The organism is Parapusillimonas granuli (assembly GCF_013416525.1).
GTDB classification, from domain to species: domain Bacteria; phylum Pseudomonadota; class Gammaproteobacteria; order Burkholderiales; family Burkholderiaceae_B; genus Parapusillimonas; species Parapusillimonas granuli.
Window position 1 is genome coordinate 98,962 of the sequence record NZ_JACCEM010000004.1, and the last position, 18,897, is coordinate 117,858.

Here is an 18,897-nt window from a genome sequence, read left to right on the forward strand (position 1 = left end):
TGCCGGCATGGCGCGGCGCGCATGCGGATCGCTATGATTTGCCTTGCTCGTCCAGTTGCCTGAGAAAAGCCAGCTTGTCGGCGATTTTACCTTCAAGGCCGCGGTCGGTAGGCTGATAAAAGTTCGCGCCCAGGCCCTCGGGGAAATAGGTCTCGCCCGCCGCATAGCCATGCGGCTCGTCGTGGGCATAGCGGTATTCCCTGCCGTGGCCCATTTGCTTCATGAGCTTGGTCGGCGCGTTGCGCAAATGCATGGGGACCGGCGCGCTGCCGTGTTCTTCGGCGTAGCGCCTGGCCTGTTTGTAGGCCATGTACAGCGCGTTCGATTTTGCCGCGCAAGCCAGGTACACCACGGCTTGCGCCAGCGCCAGCTCGCCCTCCGGCGAGCCCAGCCGCTCATAGATGTCGGCCCCGTGCAGCGCCAGCTGCGTCGCCCGCGGGTCGGCCAGCCCGACGTCCTCGACCGCCATGCGGATGATGCGGCGGGCCAGGTAGCGGGGGTCCGCGCCGCCGTCCAGCATGCGCGCGAACCAGTACAAGGCCGCGTCGGGGTCGGAGCCGCGCACCGATTTGTGCAGGGCGCTGATCTGGTCATAGAACGCGTCGCCGCCTTTGTCGAAACGGCGCAGGTTCTGGGAAAGCGAGTTTTCCAGCCATGCGCTGTCGACAACCGTGCGGCCCGCCCCCCGCGCCGATTCCGCCACGACCTCGATGGCGTTGATGACGCGCCGGGCGTCCCCGTCGGCCCAGCGCGCCAACAGCTCGCGCGCCTCCGGCGCGAATTCCAGCGGCGCCGGACCGCCCGCTTCGGCGCCGGCGTCCCGCCCGAGCATGGCGACCGCACGGTCGATCAGCTGCAGCAGGTCTTCGACCGACAAGGGTTCCAGCACGTAGACCCGCGCCCGCGACAGCAGCGCCGAATTGACCTCGAAAGAAGGGTTCTCGGTGGTGGCGCCGATGAAGGTGAACAAGCCGCTTTCGACATAGGGCAGGAAAGCGTCCTGCTGCGCCTTGTTGAACCGGTGCACCTCGTCGACGAACAGGATGGTGCGCCGGCCCTGCCCCTGGGCCACTTGCGCGACCTGGACCGCTTCGCGTATGTCCTTCACGCCGCCCAGGACGGCCGAGATGGCGATGAACTGGGCGTCGAAGCCGTCGGCCATCAACCGGGCCAGGGTCGTCTTGCCCACGCCGGGCGGCCCCCAGAAGATCATGGAATGCGGGCGGCCCGATTCAAACGCCACCCGCAGCGGCTTGCCGGGGCCCAGCAGATGCGACTGGCCGACGACTTCGGAGAGATCGCGCGGGCGCATGCGCTCGGCAAGCGGCGCATGCCGGGCGCTTGCCCGGTCGCCGGAGAAGAGGTCCTGGGATCCGGCCATGGACGCGGGCTCTATTGCATCTTGACGACGTCCACCCCGGGCGGCGGCGTGAACTTGAACGCCGCGGCATCCAGCTTGGGATTGGCGCGGATGTCGGTCAGGCTAATGCGGGTGGTCTGGCCGAAGGAGTCGAGCAGGTCGATGCGCTGCGGCATGCTGCCCTTGAAACCGATCTCCACGTGGGTGAAGCCGGCGTCGGCGCTGCGCGGCTTGGCCCTGAGCCACTCCAGGCCGTCCCGGGGGGGCAGGTCCTGCAGCTCGAAGACATCTTCGAGCGCCCCCGACCCGAACAGAATCGCCGCCGGCGAGGCGCCGATGGACTGGTCGACATTGCGTTCGGTGACCTGGGCCAGGTCGGGATCATATTGATAGAGCCGCTTGCCGTCGGAGATGATCAGCTGCTCGTAGGGCTTGCGCACGTCCCATTTGAACTTGCCCGGCCGCTGGAAGGAGAACTCGCCCGTTTGCGCCGGCTTGCCCGCCCCCTGCCTGTCGCCGGCCTGCTGGGTGAAGCGGCCGCTGGCGGACTGCACCTGAGCGACGAAATCCCGCAGCTGCTGGGTGCCCGAGGCAGGCCACGCGAGCACGGGGCTGGCGGCCATGACGGCCGCGGCCACGATATGCCTAATCTTCATTGGACGCCTTCCCCGGTGCGAGGATCTCACGGTTGCCGTTGGACTGCATGGCCGACACCAGGCCCGCCTGTTCCATTTGTTCCAGCAAGCGGGCCGCGCGGTTGTAGCCGATGCGCAAATGCCGCTGCACCGACGAAATGGACGCGCGCCGGTTCTTCAGGACGACCTCGACGGCCTGGTCGTACAAGGGATCGGATTCGGCGTCGGCGAAGCCCGTGACGCCGCCCACGCCGTCGCCCGTCTCGCCCTCGAGGGCGCCTTCCAGCAGGCCGTCGATGTAGTTGGGCTCGCCCTGCTGCTTGAGCGATTCGACCACCCGGTGGACTTCGTCGTCATGCACGAAAGCGCCGTGCACGCGCGCGGGCAGGCCCGTGCCCGGCGGCAAGTAAAGCATGTCGCCCTGCCCCAGCAGGGTCTCCGCCCCCATCTGGTCCAGGATGGTGCGCGAATCGATCTTGGAGGAAACCTGGAAGGCGATCCGGGTGGGGATGTTGGCCTTGATGAGCCCGGTGATGACGTCGACGCTGGGCCTTTGGGTGGCCAGAATCAGGTGTATGCCCGCCGCGCGGGCTTTTTGCGCCAGGCGCGCGATGAGTTCTTCTATTTTCTTGCCCACCACCATCATCAGGTCGGCGAGCTCGTCGATGACGACGACGATCATGGGCAGCGTGGACAGCGGCTCCGGCGCGTCGGGGGTCAGCGAGAACGGGTTCGGTATCGGCTCTTCGCGCTTGAGGGCGTCGCGTATCTTGTTGTTGTAGCCGGCCAGGTTGCGCACGCCCAGCTTGCTCATGAGCCGATAGCGTTTTTCCATTTCGCCCACGCACCAGTTCAGGGCGTTGGCGGCGTGCCGCATGTCGGTCACCACCGGCGCCAGCAGATGCGGTATGCCTTCATAGACGCTCATTTCCAGCATCTTGGGGTCGATCAGTATCAGCCTGACCTGGGTGGCGTCCGCCTTGTAGAGCAGCGACAGGATCATGGCGTTGATTCCCACCGACTTGCCCGACCCAGTGGTGCCGGCCACCAGCAGGTGGGGCATCTTGGCCAGGTCCGCCACGACGGGATTGCCGGCGATGTCCTTGCCCAGCGCCATCGTCAATAGCGACGGGCTGGCGTGATAGGTTTGCGAACCGATGATCTCGGACAGCTTCACGATCTGGCGCTTCGGGTTGGGCAGTTCCAGGCCCATCAGGTTCTTGCCGGGGATGGTCTCGACCACCCGGATGCTGACCAGGCTCAGGGCGCGCGCCAGGTCCTTGGCGAGGTTCACGATCTGGCTGCCCTTGACACCGGTTGCGGGCTCGATTTCATAGCGCGTGATGACCGGCCCGGCCTGCGCCGCCACCACCACCGCCCTGACGCCGAAATCCGACAGCTTTTTTTCGATCAGGCGCGAGGTGTATTCGATGGTTTCGGGGGAGACGGTTTCGATGCTGTCCTGCGGGGCGTCCAGCAGGCTCACCGCCGGGAGGTCGCCGCTGCCGCCGCTTTCGATGGGCGCGGTGAACAGCGTTTTCTGCTTTTCCTTTTCGACGCGCACCGACTTGGGCACCGAGGTGATGGCCGGTTCGATGCGCACCGGCTGTTCGTGCACCAGCTGTTCCTGCTTGGCGACGACGATTTCTTCGCGCTCCGCCTTCTTGACCTGGCCGACCTTGCGGTCCTCGTAGGCGGTCTTGAATTCGAAGAGGCGCTTCACGACGCGTTCGACGGCCTGGCCGACGCGCTCCGCGATGTGCAGCCAGGAAAAGCCGAAGAACAGGCTGGCGCCCACCGCGATGAAGACCAGCAGGAGCAGCGTGCAGCCGGCCACGCCCAGCGAGGCGGACATGACGTTCGCCAGCAGCTGGCCCAGCTGCCCGCCCGCCCCCGCCGGGAGCGCGGCGCCGAGCTGCTTCATTTGCAGGGCTTCGATGCCCATGCAGCCCACCAGCAGCAGGAAGAAGCCGCCGCCGACCTCCCAGCGCACGCGCGGCAGCGGCCCTTGGGCGCTGGGCAGCAGCAGGCTGGTCAGCCGGTAGAAGCCCATGGCGACCCGCTGCGCCAGCAGCACGACCCACAGCCAGGCCGAATAGCCGAAAAGAAAGAGCAGGAAATCTGAAATATGGGCGCCGAGCGTGCCGCCGCGGTTATGCGTGGTGGCGGCCTGGACCGAATGCGACCACGCGGGGTCGGCCGGATCCCAGGTGGCGAGCACCAGGCCGAGCCATGCCGCCAGCGCCGCGAACACGATCCACCGTGCCTCGCGGAACAGTCCTGACAGCCGCGACTGCAGGGGCGACGGCCCGTTGCGGACATTGCGGGAGGAGCGTGGGGATGTAGCGGGTAATCTAGCCATGGACTCATTATAATTGGCTGTTCACCATTTTCGGATTTTGTGTAATGACGACTCCCAAACACGCCAAAGTACTGATCCTGGGCTCCGGCCCCGCCGGCTACACGGCGGCCGTCTATGCCGCTCGCGCCAACCTGAAGCCCGTGCTCATCACCGGTCTGGAACAAGGGGGCCAGCTCATGACGACGACCGACGTCGACAACTGGCCGGCGGACGCCCAAGGCGTGCAGGGCCCCGACCTCATGCAGCGCTTCCAGGCGCACGCGGAACGCTTCGACACCGAAATGGTCTTCGACCACATCGCCAGCGTCGACCTCTCCAAGCGGCCGTTCACCCTCACGGGCGACACGGGCGCCGTCTACACCTGCGACGCGCTCATCATCGCCACCGGCGCGTCCGCCCAGTACCTGGGCCTGCCGTCCGAACAGGAATTCATGGGCCGCGGCGTATCGGGCTGCGCCACCTGCGACGGCTTCTTCTACAAGAACCAGGACGTCGTCGTCGTGGGCGGCGGCAACACCGCCGTCGAAGAAGCCCTGTATCTGTCCAATATCTGCCGCAGCGTCACCCTGGTCCACCGCCGCGACAAATTCCGCTCCGAACCCATCCTGACCGACAAGCTCATGGACAAGGTCCGGAACGGCAACATGAAGCTCAAGCTGTTCTGCGAGCTCCAGGAAGTGCTGGGCGACCAATCGGGCGTCACCGGCGTGCGGCTGCGCAACAACCAAACCGGCGAAACCGAAGACCTGGCCGTCACCGGCGCGTTCATCGCCATCGGCCACAAGCCCAACACCGGCATCTTCGAAGGCCAGCTGAACATGGAGAACGGCTACATCATCACGCGCAGCGGCCTCAACGGCCTTGCCACCATGACTTCCGTCCCGGGCGTCTTCGCCGCCGGCGACGTCCAGGACCACGTCTATCGCCAGGCCATCACCAGCGCCGGCACGGGCTGCATGGCGGCCCTGGATGCACAGCGCTGGCTGGAGAATGCCGGCGAATAAAGGCGGGCGCGATCCAGGCGGGGCCACGGGTCGCGGGCTCGCCGACCTGAAGCGCCTGCGCAAGGAAGCCGAAGCGGCCCGGGCCGCGGCCAGATCCCGCAAGGAACCGGCTGGGGCCTTGCCTCGCGCGGGGCGAGGCCCATCGGCCCGGCGCGGCGGCGATCCCGAAACCCTGCCCCAGGAAGACGCCGAACTCTTCCGGCGCGCGGTCAAGTCGGTGATTCGCCTGAAGCGCAGCGATCGCGCCGTCCTGCCCCCCGTGCCGCTGGCTCCGGCCGCCCTGCTGGCCGAGCGCCGCGCCCGCGCCATGGGCCGGGACGCCCCGCCCGCGCCCCGGATCTCCGACCAGTACAGCCCGCCCGGCATCGAGCGGGACGATTCCTCATACCTGCGCCCGGGCTGCGGCCCCGACCTGCTGAGGGACTTGCGGCGCGGGAAATGGCCCATAGGCGCCAGCCTGGACCTGCACGGCAGCACGCTGGACGAGGCGCGCGAGCGGCTGGACCGCTTCCTGCAGTCTTGCCGCCTGCACCAGCTGCGCTGCGTGCGCATCGTGCACGGAAAAGGTTATGGCTCGAAGGACGGCGAGCCGGTGCTGCGCCAGACGATCAGGCGCTGGCTGAGCCAGCTGGAAGCCGTACAGGCCTATGTGGAGTGTTCCGAACAGGACGGCGGCGCGGGCGCCGTGCAGGTCTTGCTGCAGAAATGACGAAGGCCGACGATTTTGTCGTCAGCCTTCGTGCTTTTTTATTTCTTATGGGACCTGCTACATTATTGTTCTACCGACTTACCGGCTTGCCCATGCAGGGCTTTGTCTCCTCACCTGCATGGAACGAATTGTGCAACATAATTCGCGGCGCGACACTTAGGGTATGCACTAGGTCAACACACTTTTCGGCCCGGCGCTATCGATAGCCGATTCCCATCACGTAGTCGCGCAGCAAGGATTCCTCGTATTCGCTGTCTTTGATCAGCGCCTCCAGGGTGTCGCTGACGGACAGCAGGCCCAGCGGCTCGGCCGCGTCGTTCGAGACCGGCAGCTGCTTCAGCCCGTGGTCCTTCATCAGCAGCCAGGCATCGTGCAGGCGGTCTTCGGGCCGGCACACGACCAGTTCTTTGCTCATGACGTCGGCGATCATGGTGGTGCAGCTGCAGCCCTGGCAATGGCTGATCTGCCGCACGACGTCGCTTTTCGTGATGACGCCGCGCATGCGGCCGTCGGCGCCGCACACCACCAGCAGGCCGGCTTCGCGCTCGCTGAGCAGCCGGGCCGCCTCGACCAGGGGCGCGGCGTCGGGAATGGTCACCAGATGCTTTCTGGCGGTCTCCAGCACGGTTCGAACCAATTTCATTTTGCCTACCCTCCTGTCGGGATGTCACAGCGTATGCTTCAGCATGGCCAGGCGGATGTGCTCGATCGCCCGGGACGGCGCCAGGCCCTTGGGACAGACTTCCGTGCAATTCATGATGCTGCGGCAGCGGAACACGCGATAGGCGTCGTTCAGGTCGTCCAGGCGTTCGTCCGTGGCCAGGTCGCGGCTGTCGTTGATGAAGCGGAAAGCGTTCAGCAAGCCCGCCGGCCCCACGAATTTGTCGGGGTTCCACCAATATGAGGGGCACTGGCTGGAACAGCAGGCGCACAAGATGCATTCGTACAGCCCGTCGAGCGATTCCCGCTGCGCGGGCGTCTGCAGCCGCTCTTTGTCGGGCGGGGGCTCGGGGTTGATCAGGTACGGCCTGACCGACCAATACTGCTTGTAGAACTGCGTCATGTCGACCACCAGGTCGCGGATCACGGGGAAGGTGGGCAGCGGGCGCAGCATCACCGGCTCTTTCAGGGAGCGAAGCGGCGTGATGCAGGCCAGCCCGTTGCGGCCGTTGATATTGATGGCGTCCGAGCCGCAAATGCCCTCGCGGCAGGATTTCCGTATGCTCAGCGTATCGTCCTGTTCGGCCTTGATCCGCAGGATGGCGTCGAGCAGCATATGGTCGGCCGGGCCCACCTCGATTTCGTAGTCCTGCATCCTGGGCTTGGCGCCCGCATCGGGATCGAACCTGTATATGGAAAACTTCATTGCGTCCTCCGGTGTTCCGAATGGCGGCCGTCAGGCGCCGAACAGCGCATGCAAGGCCCATGCTCCCATGCCGACCAGGCCGAAGCCCAGCAGCGCCAGCACGCCGATGCGCAGCGGCAGCGGCTTGACGTAATCGAGCGCCACGTCGCGCAGGCCGACCCAGGCGTGCACCAGCAAGGCGACGATGAAGACGCCGCCCGCCGCCACGAAGAAGGCGCTGGATGCGCGCTCGCGCCAGGCGTCGTAGGAGCCGGGCGGGTCGAACACGAAAGAGGCGATGAACAGCGGCAGCGAGACGAGCAGATAGACGGCCGTCAGGCGCTGGATCAGCCAGGCCCGAAGACCGCTCAGGGGTGCTTTTTTCATAGCCACACCGCCGCCGCGAGCGCTGCGATCAGGACGGCCAGCAGGTTCACCGCCCAGGCGCTGCGGCGGGCGGGCGCCAGGCGGGAGCCGATGTCGACGTCGCCCAGCATGTGGCGCAGGCCCGCCAGCAGGTGATGGGCCAACGCCCAGGCGAACACCACCGCCGCGCACCGGACCGCAAAGGCGTCGAAGAAGGCGCCGACCCTGGCGTAGCCTTCGGGCCCATCGAGAGAGGTGCTGAACAGGTATATTCCAAGCGGAATGCCCACGGCGAGCAGGACGCCGGTGACGCGGTGCGTAATGGAAGTGACCGCGCCAACCGGCATCTGGATTCGGAACACATTGAAAAACACGGGTTTTTTCATGCCGCCTCCGTTTCGGGACCGCCGCGTCCCGGATCCGGCAGGCTGCGCCATATTTGCCGGACAAGTCCGCTGCGAACGAAATACCTTACCACGGCCCGGCGCCGCGGGGGGCCATTCCGCTTTCGCCGGCAGGGTGATTATGCGTCGCCGACGATGCTCTCATAGCCGGACACGATGTCCAGCAGCTCCGAGGTGATCACTTCCTGCCGCTTGAGGCGGTGCGCGATGCGCAATTCCTCGAGTTTCTCTTCGATGCTCCGGTCCGCGGCCTGCATGGCGGCAAGGCGCTCCGCATGTTCCGCGGTGCGCGACTCGATGATCGCCGTGAAGACGCGCGCGAACAACAGCTGGCGGACCAGCCGCCTGAACACCGCTTCGGGATCGCCCATCACCACCGGCAGCCTGCGCGACGGCCAGGGGCGGGCCGCCACGTCGTCCAGCCAGGCCTGGTCCAGCGGCCACAGCGGCATATGCGCCGGAACCGTACCGCCGCCGGCGTCCTGGCGCTGAAAGAAGAGTTCCAGCCGGCCCACCTCCTCGTCCTTGCGCCATTGGTCCAGCCGCGTGAGCACGGCCCCGACGGTCGCGGTCAGCGCATCGACCGTGGCCGGGGCCTCTTGGTGCGCGGCCGGGGGCTCCGCTTCCGCCCGCCAGCCGGCATCGATGCGCGCGCCTATCGTCAGGACGAGGCGGCGACCGGCGTGCACGCCCATTGCGGCCAGATGGGAACGCGCAAACGCGGTGAGCCGCTCGTTGAAGGCGCCGCAAAGGCCGATTTCCGAACCCGCCAGCACCACGGCCACCCGCTCCCGGCCCGCGGGCGCCGGGGACGGCCCCGCCCCGCGCCCGCGCGTGCGCAACACGATCTGCAAGCCGTGCTCCACATTGGCCAGATACTGCTTCATGGTCCGCGCCGCCTGTTCATGGCGATGGATGCTGACGGCCGATATCGCCTTCATGGTGTGCACCACCGACTTCAGGTCGGCCGCCACCGCGATGTGGCGCGAGAGTTCCTCCAGGCTCGCCATCAGCCCGCTTCCGCCAGCGCGGCCCGGGCCGCCTGCAGCAGGGCCGCGCGAAGCTCGCCCTGCAGCGCCGCGCCGGCCAGGATGTCGCGTTCCAGCCGGGTGGCGTCCATGGCGCGCAGCACGGCCTGCTCCGCCGCCGCCAGGCGATCCGGCGCCAATGAGTCGAACAGGCCTTCCGACACCGCCAGCAAGAGTCCGATCTGGTGGAGGACGGGCATGGGCGACTCTTCCGCCTGCTTCAGCACCTCGCGGACGCGGCGCCCCCGCTCCAGCCGCGCCCGGGAATCGGCGTCCAGTTTGGCGCCGAACCTGGCGAACGACTCCAGCTCCTCGAACTGGGCATAGGCCAGCTTCAGAGGACTCGCGACGGCGCGGAACGCGGGCAGCTGCGCCTTGCCCCCCACGCGGGAGACGGAGCGCCCGACGTCCACCGCCGGCAGCTGCCCCAGGCGGAACAGCTGGGGCGAAAGATAGATCTGCCCGTCGGTGATCGAAATGAGATTGGTGGGGATGTAGGCGGCAAGGTTTTGCGCCTGGGTTTCCACGATGGGCAGCGCGGTCAGCGATCCGCCGCCCGCGCTTGCCCGCAGCTGCGTGGCCCTTTCCAGCAGGCGGGCGTGCAGATAGAAGATGTCTCCCGGATAGGCTTCCCTGCCCGGCGGACGCCGCAGCAGAAGCGAGAGCTCGCGATAGGCGCGGGCATGCCGGGTCAGGTCGTCGAAGACGATGAGGACGTCGCGCCCGGCCCGCATGAAGCGTTCGGCGATGGTGGTCGCGGCGAAAGGGGCGATGTACTGCAGGCCGGGGGGTTCTTCCGCCCCCGCGACGACCACGATGCAATTGCCCATGGCCCCGTACTTGCGCAGGCGCGCGATGACGCCGGCCACGGCGTCCCCCCGCTGCCCGATCGCGCAATAGACGGAAATGACCCCGGTGCCGGCCTGGTTCAGCATGGTGTCCAGGGCGACCGCCGTCTTGCCGGTCTGGCGGTCGCCCAGTATCAGTTCCCGCTGCCCGCGGCCGATGGGCACCAGCGCATCGACGGCCTTGATGCCCGTCTGCAGGGGGCGCGATACCGGGCCGCGCTCCATGATGGCGGGCGCCGGCTGCTCGATGGCATCGTGCCGGTCCGCGGCGATCGGGCCTTGTTCGTCCAGCGGGCGCCCCAGCGGGCTGACCACCCGGCCGAGCAGCGCGTCGCCGGTCGGCACCGAGGCCACCCGCCTGGTCCGGCGCGCATGGTCGCCCGGCCGCAGCCCGCGCGGATCGTGCAGCAGCACGATGCCCGCGCTGCCCTCGGCCAGATTCAGCGCCAGGCCGCTCGCGCCGTTTTCAAAAGCGATCAGCTCGTCCTGCGTCGCCTGGGTGAAGCCCCGGACCTCGACCACGCCGCGCAGGACGCTGCTGACGACGCCGCGCTCCTCGGAGGACAAGCGCGCCGGACGGTCGCTCTTGCCTTCCAGCGCATCGAACAGGCTGTCGGCAAGCGAGCTCAGTTCCATGGCTCGCCTCCGCCCTCGAGCCGCAAGTCCAGAAAGGCCGCCACGTCCTCTTCGAGCGCATCGAGGTGCTCGCCCAGCGTCCAGCCCAGGCGCCGCGAGCCGACTTGCAACGCTACGCCGCAGTCGATCTCGCCGTCCTGCTGGAAGCTGACGTCCGCAGAAGCGTCCAGCAGCGCCGCAACGGCCCGGGCGATGTCCGCCTGCGCGCCCGCCGACAGCCGCAGCGAAGACAGGACGCGCGCGCCGCCGTCGGCGCGGGCCGCCTGCCGCAAGGCGGCCCGGTCTTCCGGTCCCAGCTCCGACAAGCGGCGCGCAAAGACCCGCGCCATGCGATCGGACAGGTCTTCGTCCGCCATGTCGGCCAGGGACCGGCGCGCCAGGGTGACGAAGCCATCCCCCGCACGCCGCCGCAGGCGATTCAGGAAATCCGCCTTCTCGTCTTCGACCTGCCGGCGCCAGGCCTCGCGGCGCAGCCTGGCTTCTTCCCGCGCGGCTTGCGTCATTTCAGCCCGCAGCGCCTCGATTTCGGCCTCCAGCTCCTGCAGCCGCAGCCCCCGGGCCTGCTCGAGCTCCTGCAGCGCCTCGCGGTGCGCCCGGGCCTCGGCTTCCGCCTCCCGGCGAGCGGCCTCGGCTTCCAGCAGGCGGCGGTCGACGTTCGCCCTGCGCTCGTCCAGCGCCCGCATCAAGGGCCGGTACAGCACGCGCTGCAGCAGCCAGACCAGGATCGCGAAGTTCGCGATCTGCGCGATGACCGTCACCCAGTCTATCGGCATCGCCTAGCCCCCCGCCGCCCGGGCGGCGGACCCGACCGCCCAGGTCCAGAACGGGTTGGCAAAGATCATGACCAACGCCACGACGAAACAATAGATTCCGCTGGATTCGATCACGGCCAGGCTCACGAACAGCGTGCGCGAGATCGTATTGGCCTCGTCGGGCTGTTGCGCGATGGCCTGCAGCGCCTGCGATGCGGCGCGGGCCTCGCCCACCGCCGCGCCGACCGAGCCGAGGGCCACGGTCAGGCCCGCCGTAATGATAGAAACCGCTGCAATTATCGTAGTGACATCCATTCGATGTTTCCTTTTCCGGAAGGTGGTGAAATCGGCTTGGCGGCGCCCGGCGTTCAGGCGGCGCCCGGCTCGTCTCCTTGTGCCGCCGCGATGTAGACCATGGCCAGGACGGCGAAAATGTATGCCTGCACGACCCCTGTCAGCAAGCCCAGCAATTGCAGCAGGATGGGGAAGATCAGGGGCGCGATGGACAGCAGGATGGCGACGATTACCGTGCCGCTCATGACGTTGCCGTACAGCCGTATCGCCAGCGCGACGGTGCGCGAGATCTCGCCCAGCACGTTCAGCGGCGCCATCAGGGGCGTGGGCCGCAGATAATGCCGCAAATACCCAAGCAGGCCCTGGTCGGCAATGCCATAGAACGGCACGGCGACCAGCACGCAAATGGCCAGCGCGGCGGCAGTGGACAGCGAGCCGGTCGGCGACGTGAAGCCGGGCACCACGCCCAGCACATTGGACGCCAGGATGAACAGGAAAAGCGTGCCGATGAAGGGCAGGTAGCGGCCGGGGTCGCCGCCGCCGACGTCCTGGATCTGCTTCCGGATTTGCTCGATCAGGATTTCCAGCGCCAGGTGCCAGCGCGAAGCGGGCGCGGCCGGCCCCATGCCCAGGGTGATCAGCCGCCCGCCAACGACCAGTATCGTCATGACGATCCAGGTGTTGACGATGGTGGCCGAGATGGGAAGGCTTCCCAGCGGGCCGGCCGGCAGGATGAATACGATGTTGCCGTCAGGCGTGATTTGCATCGGTCCTCCGTTCAGTGCGACGCACGCGCCAGAACACCAGCAAGCGTACCAGCATGAAGCCCGCCAGGGCCGCCGGCAAGGCGATGGCGGGCTGGTCCGCCCAGCGCACGACGAGCAGCAGGCCGGCGGCGACGAGCCCGAGCCGCAACGCCGCGCCCCACAGCAGCGCCAGCGGGCGGCGGGCGCCGCGCGCCAGCCGGCGCGTCGATTGCCAGAGCCAGCGCAAATGGATTCCGCCGAGCACCAGGCCCGCGGCCAGGCCCAAGGCCAGATCGATGGTCATTTCATTCATCTTGGTCTTCCTTTTGTGCGCCGCGCCGAAGGCCCGCCCGCTGCACCCACCACCATGCGTTCAGGCACCCGACGGTGACGCCCAGCACCAGGCCGGTGATCGTCCAGGAGGGGCCCCCGGTGTAGTGCGCATCGGCCCAGCGCCCGAGCGCCACCCCCACCAGGGCGGGAACGGCGACGGCCCAGCCCACCAGGCCGAACATGCCGATTCCGAACCAGACGGTATGCCGCCCTTCGCGGCGCGAGCGCGACCGCCGTTCGGCCTTGCGCCCCACCGTCGCTTCGAGTTCGCTGCCTTCGTCCTGCATCACCTGATCTCCATGACATGGCGGATCGCCCCGGCTTCCAGGCGCGCGATGGCGCTCCGCGCCGTTCGCTCGTGGTCCTCCAGGTTGGACAAGTGCTGCGCCAGCCGCTCGCGCAGCGCATCCAGGTCATCGCTTTCAAACGCATCGAGCACCGATATGCAGACTTCGGCCCCCTGCTTGACCAGGATGCCTTCGTCCGTGCCGATGAAATGCTCGCTTCCGTCGGCGGTGACGTAGCTGAGCAGGCTGGCGGGCAGCGCAACCACCGCATCGATATGCCGCGGCAGCACGGCGAAGAAACCATGAGTGCCTTCGGCCACGAGCTTGCGCGCGGATACGTCGACGACCGCCTGCGCCGGCGTGAGGACCCGCAAACGCATGACGTGATCGGCGCTCATGCGGCATTCCTCCCGGCCTCGTCGATCGAGCCTATCATGTACAGCTGCCGTTCCGGCAGGTCGTTGAAAGCGCCCGACAGTATCTGCGTGCAGCCTTCGATGGTTTCCCGCAAGCTCACGGGCCGCCCCGGCAGCCCCGTGAATTGTTCGGTCGCCTGGAAGGGCTGGGTCAGGAAGCGCTCGAGCCGGCGCGCGATGGCGACGGTCCGCTGGTCGTCGATGGACAGCTGTTCCAGCCCCAGCATGGCGATCACGTCTTTCAGGCCTTCATACTCCGCCAGGGTGCGGCGCACCTCGCGGGCGACCCGCACGTGCAGCTCGCCCGCCACCCGGGGCGTCAGCATCTTGGACGTGGATTCCAGCGGATCCAGGGCGGGATACAGCCCCTGCGCCGCGCGCTTGCGCGACAGCACGATGGACGCCGACAGATGGCCGAAGACGTGCGTGGCCGCGGGGTCGGTGAAGTCGTCGGCGGGCACGTAGACGGCCTGGATGGAGGTGATGGCGCCCGCCGCCGTGGAGCATATGCGCTCTTCGAGCTCGGCGATTTCCGTCGCGAGCGAGGGCTGGTAGCCGACGCGCGAGGGAATCTGGCCCAGCAGCGCGGAGACTTCCGCGCCGGCCTGGACGAAGCGGTAGATGTTGTCGATCAGCACCAGGACGTCCGTGTTGAGCTCGTCGCGAAAATGCTCCGCGATCGTCATGGCGGCATGCCCGACGCGGAAGCGCACGGCCGGCCGCTCGTTCATCTGGCCGAACACCATGACGGTGTTGGACAGGACGCCGGCCTCGCCCATTTCGCGGTGGAATTCCTCGGCCTCGCGCGACCGTTCGCCGATGCCGCAGAACAGGCTGACCCCCTGGTAGACGCCCGACATGTTGTAGACCATTTCGGCGATCAGCACGGTCTTGCCGACGCCAGCCCCGCCGAACAGCCCGGTCTTGCCGCCGCGCTCGATGGGACACAGGAGATCGATCGCCTTGATGCCTGTTTCAAAGATCTCGGGATGGCTGCGCCGCTCGCTGAGCGCCGGCGGCGGCTGATGCGTCGAGCGCCGGGGGGCGCCGTCCAGCGGCGGGCCGCCGTCTATCGCCTCGCCGAAAAGATTCAGCATGCGGCCCAGGGTGGCGCGCCCGACCGGCATCTCGAGGCCGCCTTCCAGGACACGCAAGCGGGCGCCCAGGGATACGGGCTGCCTCGCCGAAAGCACCAGCCCCTTGGCCGTGCGCGGGCTGAGCAAGGTGGCGACCTCGATGCGCAGGCCGGGATCTTCCAGGCCCACGAAGAGGTCCCGCGCTTTCGGCGCCGGCCCTTCTATTTCCAGTTCGACGACCTGGCCGGAGATGCGCGCCACGCGCGCCATGGCGGCCGCCGCGTCCCGGTCGCCGGACGCGGCCTCGTAAGCAGGGATGGTGGACATCGTATCGGTCATGAGCGTATTCCGCGCGCGATGGGTGGGCCGCCAAGCTAACTGTACCATCATGAAACGGATGCGCCATTGAAAAACCGCAAGCCATCGCGGCTTGCGGTTTTTTTGCGGCGCTCGGATGCGCTTGCGCTCAGACTTGTTTATATAGGCGGGTGCCTTCATCCAGGAATTGCGCGGCTTTGGACTTCATGCCTTCCTCGATGGCCAGGTCGTCGCTGAAGCCCTGTTCGCGCGCGTAGGCGCGCACGTCGTGGGTGATCTTCATGCTGCAGAACTGCGGGCCGCACATCGAGCAGAAATGCGCCACTTTGGCCGAATCCTTGGGCAGCGTTTCATCGTGGAATTCACGCGCCTTGTCGGGGTCCAGCCCCAGGTTGAACTGGTCCTCCCAGCGGAACTCGAACCGCGCCTTGGACAGCGCATTGTCGCGGATCTGCGCGCCGGGATTGCCCTTGGCCAGGTCGGCGGCATGGGCGGCGAGCTTGTAGGTGATGATGCCGGTCTTGACGTCGTCCTTGTCCGGCAGGCCCAGGTGTTCCTTGGGCGTCACATAGCACAGCATCGCACAGCCATACCAGCCCACTTGCGCCGCGCCGATGCCGCTGGTGATGTGATCGTAGCCGGGCGCGATGTCGGTGGTCAGCGGCCCCAGGGTGTAGAAAGGCGCTTCGTCGCAGTATTCCAGCTGCAAGTCCATGTTTTCCTTGATCAATTGCATGGGCACGTGGCCTGGGCCCTCGATCATGACCTGCACGCCGTGCTTCCAGGCGACCTGCGTGAGCTCCCCCAGGGTCTTGAGCTCCGAAAGCTGCGCCTCGTCGTTGGCGTCGTAGATGCTGCCCGGGCGCAGGCCGTCGCCCAGGCTGAAAGCCACGTCGTAGGCCTTCATGATCTCGCAGATGTCCTCGAAGTGCGTGTATAGAAAGCTCTCCTGATGGTGCGCCAGGCACCACTTGGCCATGATGGATCCGCCCCGGCTGACGATGCCCGTCATGCGATTGGCCGTCAGCGGCACATAGCGCAAGAGCACGCCGGCATGGATGGTGAAGTAGTCCACCCCCTGCTCTGCCTGCTCGATCAACGTGTCGCGGAAGATTTCCCACGTCAGCGCCTCGGCCTTGCCGTCGACTTTTTCCAGCGCCTGGTAGATGGGCACCGTGCCGATCGGAACGGGCGAATTGCGGATGATCCACTCGCGCGTTTCATGGATGTTCTTGCCGGTCGACAAATCCATCACGGTATCGCCGCCCCATCGTATCGCCCATGTCATTTTGTCGACCTCGTCGCTGATCGACGAGCCCAGGGCGGAATTGCCGATGTTGGCATTCACCTTCACCAGGAAGTTGCGCCCGATGATCATCGGTTCGGATTCCGGATGGTTGATGTTGCAGGGAATGATCGCGCGTCCGCGCGCCACTTCGCTGCGCACGAACTCCGGCGTGACCTCGGCCGGGATGTCGGCCCCGAAATCCTGCCCCGCGTGCTGGCGCGCCATCATGGCGGCCAGTTTGGCGCCCGTGGGCCCGGCGGCCCGCAAGGATTCGATGTATTGCCTGCGCTGCAGATTCTCGCGGATGGCGACGAACTCCATTTCAGGGGTGACGATGCCCCGCCGCGCATAGTGCAGCTGCGTCACATTGGCGCCGGCCCGGGCCTTGCGCGGCCGCCGATGCAGGCCCGGGAAACGCAGCTCGTCGAGCTTGGCGTCCGCGGCCCGCTGGCGTCCGAAGGCGCTGCTCAGCCCCGGCAGGACTTCCGTGTCGCCCCGCTCTTCTATCCACTGCCTGCGCAAGGGCGGCAGCCCGCTGCGGATGTCGATCCGCGCGGCCGGATCGGTATAGGGGCCGGAACAGTCGTAGACGAAAATCGGAGGATTGGGCTCGCTGCCGAAGCTGGTGGGCGTGTCGGACTGGCGGATCTCGCGCATCGGCACGCGGATGTCCGGGCGCGAGCCCTCGACAAACACCTTCCTGGAATTGGGCAATGGGGCGATAGACGCCGAATCCACTTGCGCCGCCGATGCAAGAAACTTCTGAGGGGGGGTCTTCATATCGGAGTCCTATGAAAGTGCTCCGAAGGTCGTGGCCCAGGGTATGAGAGTACTGATGATTTCCCAGGCAAGACAGCTCTTCTTCCGCCGGCATGAACCGGATCAAGTTCGCGGGTTCGGCTAAGCCATCTCAGCCCACACAATGTGGACACCCCGGAGCGTTTTCATTCTACCCCGAAAGCGAAACCGCGGGTCTGTTTGCCGCGCCGCGACCAAGACAAGGCTATGACTGCACAGGCCGGGCAGTCAGTTGCACGCCCAGCGCAGCACATACGCGGGCAATGGTATCGAAGCGCGGATGCGAACCAGGCCGCAGCGCTTTATAGAGTGCCTCGCGCGTCAGGCCGCTGGCACGCGCTACCTCGGTCATGCCACGCGCACGGGCAATGACGCCCAGGGCGTGGGAAAGCTCGGCGGGATCGTTTTCTTCCAGAACGGCCGTCAGATAGTTGGCAATGTCCTCGTCCGTCTTTTCTGGGTATTTGCCCACTCGCGATTCGCCTTTGCCAGCGCGCTCACCCATTCCTGCGGAGCGTCAACGGTTGGCGGCACAATAAAAAGGGTTGCAGCAGTTCCGCGTGAAAAACCCGCAGGCCTTGCGGACTGCGGGTTTCGTGTACTACCTGATGCGACGGTAGACAGGCTTACATATTGTCGATCATGACCTGCCCGAAGCCCGAGCACGACACCTGGGTCGCGCCTTCGAGCAAGCGGGCGAAGTCGTACGTGACCTTCTTGGACAGGATGGATTTCTCCATGCTGCTGATGATGAGGTCAGCGGCTTCGGTCCAGCCCATGTGGCGCAGCATCATTTCGGCGGACAGGATTTCGGAGCCGGGATTCACGTAGTCCTTGCCGGCGTATTTGGGCGCCGTGCCGTGCGTGGCCTCGAACATGGCGACCGAATCGGACAGGTTGGCGCCCGGGGCGATGCCGATGCCGCCGACCTGCGCGGCCAGCGCGTCGGAAACATAGTCGCCGTTCAGGTTCAGGGTGGCGATGACGTCGTATTCGGCCGGGCGCAGCAGGATCTGCTGCAGGAAGGCGTCGGCGATCGAATCCTTGACCGTGATCTCGCGGCCGGTCTTGGGATTCTTGAACTTGCACCATGGGCCGCCGTCGATCAGCTGGGCGCCGAATTCCTTCTGGGCCAGTTCGTAGCCCCAGTCGCGGAAGCCGCCTTCGGTGAACTTCATGATGTTGCCCTTGTGCACCAGCGTGACCGAGGAGCGGTCGTTGTCGATGGCGTACTGGATGGCCTTGCGGACCAGGCGCTGGGTGCCTTCGCGCGATACCGGCTTCACGCCGATGCCGGAGGTTTCGGGGAAGCGGATCTTGTTGACGCCGAGCTCGTTCTGCAGGAAGGCGATCAGCTTCTTGGCATTGGGGCTTTCGGCTTCGAATTCGATGCCCGCGTAGATGTCTTCGGAGTTCTCGCGGAAAATGACCATGTTGGTCTTTTCGGGTTCGCGCACGGGCGACGGCACGCCCTTGAAGTACTGGATGGGGCGCAGGCAGACGTACAGGTCGAGCTGCTGGCGCAGCGCCACGTTCAGCGAACGGATGCCGCCGCCGACCGGCGTGGTCAGCGGACCCTTGATGGAAACGACGTAGTCGCGCACGGCGTCCAGGGTTTCGTCGGGCAGCCAGACGTCGGAGCCGTAGACCTTGGTGGACTTTTCACCGGCATAGACTTCCATCCAGTGAATCTTGCGCTTGCCGCCGTAAGCCTTGGCGACCGCCGCGTCGACGACCTTGAGCATGACGGGAGTGATATCGGCACCTGTGCCATCGCCTTCGATGTAGGGGATGATGGGTTCGTCAGGGACGTTGAGCGAAAAATCGGCGTTTACGGTGATTTTTTGGCCCGCGGCCGGGACCTTGATGTGCTGATAGGACATGGATGCTCC

The 18,897-nt window shown here is 66.6% G+C and carries 21 protein-coding genes and 1 riboswitch; of the genes, 2 read left to right on the top strand and 19 right to left on the bottom strand.

Annotation, left to right across the window (positions count from 1 at the left end; translation table 11 throughout):
• Positions 1–31 precede the first annotated feature (31 nt).
• From H0A72_RS08075 to H0A72_RS08085, 3 genes are read right to left on the bottom strand one after another with little or no spacing between them, the layout of a single operon-like run.
• Positions 32–1,381, bottom strand: coding sequence for a replication-associated recombination protein A (locus H0A72_RS08075; protein WP_180154572.1), 1,350 nt, complete (start codon positions 1,379–1,381; stop codon positions 32–34).
• 11 nt (positions 1,382–1,392) lie between these two features.
• Positions 1,393–2,016, bottom strand: a complete 624-nt coding sequence (gene lolA, locus H0A72_RS08080; protein WP_180154573.1) for an outer membrane lipoprotein chaperone LolA — start codon at positions 2,014–2,016, stop codon at positions 1,393–1,395.
• On the bottom strand, positions 2,006–4,357 hold the full coding sequence (locus H0A72_RS08085; protein ID WP_180154574.1) for a DNA translocase FtsK: 2,352 nt from the start codon (positions 4,355–4,357) through the stop codon (positions 2,006–2,008). Before H0A72_RS08085 ends, lolA begins: the two co-directional genes overlap by 11 nt.
• A 44-nt stretch (positions 4,358–4,401) precedes the next feature.
• On the opposite strand from H0A72_RS08085, the gene trxB reads away from it, so the two are divergent.
• On the top strand, positions 4,402–5,361 hold the full coding sequence (gene trxB, locus H0A72_RS08090; protein WP_180154575.1) for a thioredoxin-disulfide reductase: 960 nt from the start codon (positions 4,402–4,404) through the stop codon (positions 5,359–5,361).
• Complete coding sequence (locus H0A72_RS08095; RefSeq protein ID WP_180154576.1) at positions 5,348–6,070, top strand: Smr/MutS family protein; 723 nt, start codon at positions 5,348–5,350, stop codon at positions 6,068–6,070. Before trxB ends, H0A72_RS08095 begins: the two co-directional genes overlap by 14 nt.
• Before the next feature lie 196 nt (positions 6,071–6,266).
• Here the strand turns inward: H0A72_RS08095 and H0A72_RS08100 are convergent, their stop codons facing one another.
• The 16 genes from H0A72_RS08100 to icd form a co-directional block, all read right to left on the bottom strand.
• Positions 6,267–6,713 carry a CBS domain-containing protein gene (locus H0A72_RS08100; RefSeq protein ID WP_180154577.1) on the bottom strand — a complete coding sequence of 149 codons (447 nt, stop codon included), beginning with the start codon at positions 6,711–6,713 and terminating at the stop codon, positions 6,267–6,269.
• 24 nt (positions 6,714–6,737) lie between these two features.
• Positions 6,738–7,436, bottom strand: coding sequence for a succinate dehydrogenase iron-sulfur subunit (locus H0A72_RS08105; RefSeq protein ID WP_180154578.1), 699 nt, complete (start codon positions 7,434–7,436; stop codon positions 6,738–6,740).
• 30 nt (positions 7,437–7,466) lie between these two features.
• Positions 7,467–7,802 carry a succinate dehydrogenase, hydrophobic membrane anchor protein gene (gene sdhD, locus H0A72_RS08110; RefSeq protein ID WP_180154579.1) on the bottom strand — a complete coding sequence of 112 codons (336 nt, stop codon included), beginning with the start codon at positions 7,800–7,802 and terminating at the stop codon, positions 7,467–7,469.
• Positions 7,799–8,167: a succinate dehydrogenase, cytochrome b556 subunit gene (gene sdhC / locus H0A72_RS08115; RefSeq protein ID WP_180154580.1), complete on the bottom strand. Its 369-nt coding sequence runs from the start codon at positions 8,165–8,167 to the stop codon at positions 7,799–7,801. Before sdhC ends, sdhD begins: the two co-directional genes overlap by 4 nt.
• 137 nt (positions 8,168–8,304) lie before the next feature.
• A complete protein-coding gene (locus H0A72_RS08120; RefSeq protein ID WP_180154581.1) occupies positions 8,305–9,195 on the bottom strand; it encodes a F0F1 ATP synthase subunit gamma in 891 nt (296 codons plus the stop codon).
• Positions 9,195–10,697, bottom strand: coding sequence for a F0F1 ATP synthase subunit alpha (locus H0A72_RS08125; RefSeq protein WP_180154582.1), 1,503 nt, complete (start codon positions 10,695–10,697; stop codon positions 9,195–9,197). Before H0A72_RS08125 ends, H0A72_RS08120 begins: the two co-directional genes overlap by 1 nt.
• The gene (locus H0A72_RS08130; protein ID WP_180154583.1) at positions 10,688–11,470 is read right to left on the bottom strand and encodes a F0F1 ATP synthase subunit B family protein; all 783 of its coding nucleotides are present in this window, start codon (positions 11,468–11,470) and stop codon (positions 10,688–10,690) included. Before H0A72_RS08130 ends, H0A72_RS08125 begins: the two co-directional genes overlap by 10 nt.
• Before the next feature lie 3 nt (positions 11,471–11,473).
• Positions 11,474–11,764: a F0F1 ATP synthase subunit C gene (locus H0A72_RS08135; RefSeq protein WP_180154584.1), complete on the bottom strand. Its 291-nt coding sequence runs from the start codon at positions 11,762–11,764 to the stop codon at positions 11,474–11,476.
• Between the two features lie 53 nt (positions 11,765–11,817).
• The gene (locus tag H0A72_RS08140; protein WP_180154585.1) at positions 11,818–12,510 is read right to left on the bottom strand and encodes a F0F1 ATP synthase subunit A; all 693 of its coding nucleotides are present in this window, start codon (positions 12,508–12,510) and stop codon (positions 11,818–11,820) included.
• Positions 12,494–12,802, bottom strand: a complete 309-nt coding sequence (locus tag H0A72_RS08145) for an N-ATPase subunit AtpR (protein WP_180154586.1) — start codon at positions 12,800–12,802, stop codon at positions 12,494–12,496. Before H0A72_RS08145 ends, H0A72_RS08140 begins: the two co-directional genes overlap by 17 nt.
• Positions 12,795–13,109, bottom strand: coding sequence for an AtpZ/AtpI family protein (locus H0A72_RS08150; protein ID WP_180154910.1), 315 nt, complete (start codon positions 13,107–13,109; stop codon positions 12,795–12,797). The genes H0A72_RS08145 and H0A72_RS08150 overlap by 8 nt, the downstream gene beginning before the upstream one ends.
• Entirely contained in the window at positions 13,109–13,507 is a 399-nt protein-coding gene (locus H0A72_RS08155) for a F0F1 ATP synthase subunit epsilon (RefSeq protein WP_180154587.1), read from the bottom strand. The genes H0A72_RS08150 and H0A72_RS08155 overlap by 1 nt, the downstream gene beginning before the upstream one ends.
• Positions 13,504–14,940, bottom strand: coding sequence for a F0F1 ATP synthase subunit beta (atpD, locus tag H0A72_RS08160; RefSeq protein ID WP_281389270.1), 1,437 nt, complete (start codon positions 14,938–14,940; stop codon positions 13,504–13,506). The genes H0A72_RS08155 and atpD overlap by 4 nt, the downstream gene beginning before the upstream one ends.
• A 127-nt stretch (positions 14,941–15,067) precedes the next feature.
• Complete coding sequence (gene thiC, locus H0A72_RS08165) at positions 15,068–16,987, bottom strand: phosphomethylpyrimidine synthase ThiC (RefSeq protein WP_180154588.1); 1,920 nt, start codon at positions 16,985–16,987, stop codon at positions 15,068–15,070.
• Positions 16,988–17,049: 62 nt separating this feature from the next.
• Positions 17,050–17,153: riboswitch (TPP riboswitch) on the bottom strand.
• 57 nt (positions 17,154–17,210) lie between these two features.
• Positions 17,211–17,510, bottom strand: a complete 300-nt coding sequence (locus H0A72_RS08170; RefSeq protein WP_180154589.1) for an addiction module antidote protein — start codon at positions 17,508–17,510, stop codon at positions 17,211–17,213.
• A 121-nt stretch (positions 17,511–17,631) separates the two neighbouring features.
• Entirely contained in the window at positions 17,632–18,888 is a 1,257-nt protein-coding gene (gene icd / locus H0A72_RS08175; RefSeq protein ID WP_180154590.1) for an NADP-dependent isocitrate dehydrogenase, read from the bottom strand.
• Positions 18,889–18,897: the final 9 nt, after the last annotated feature.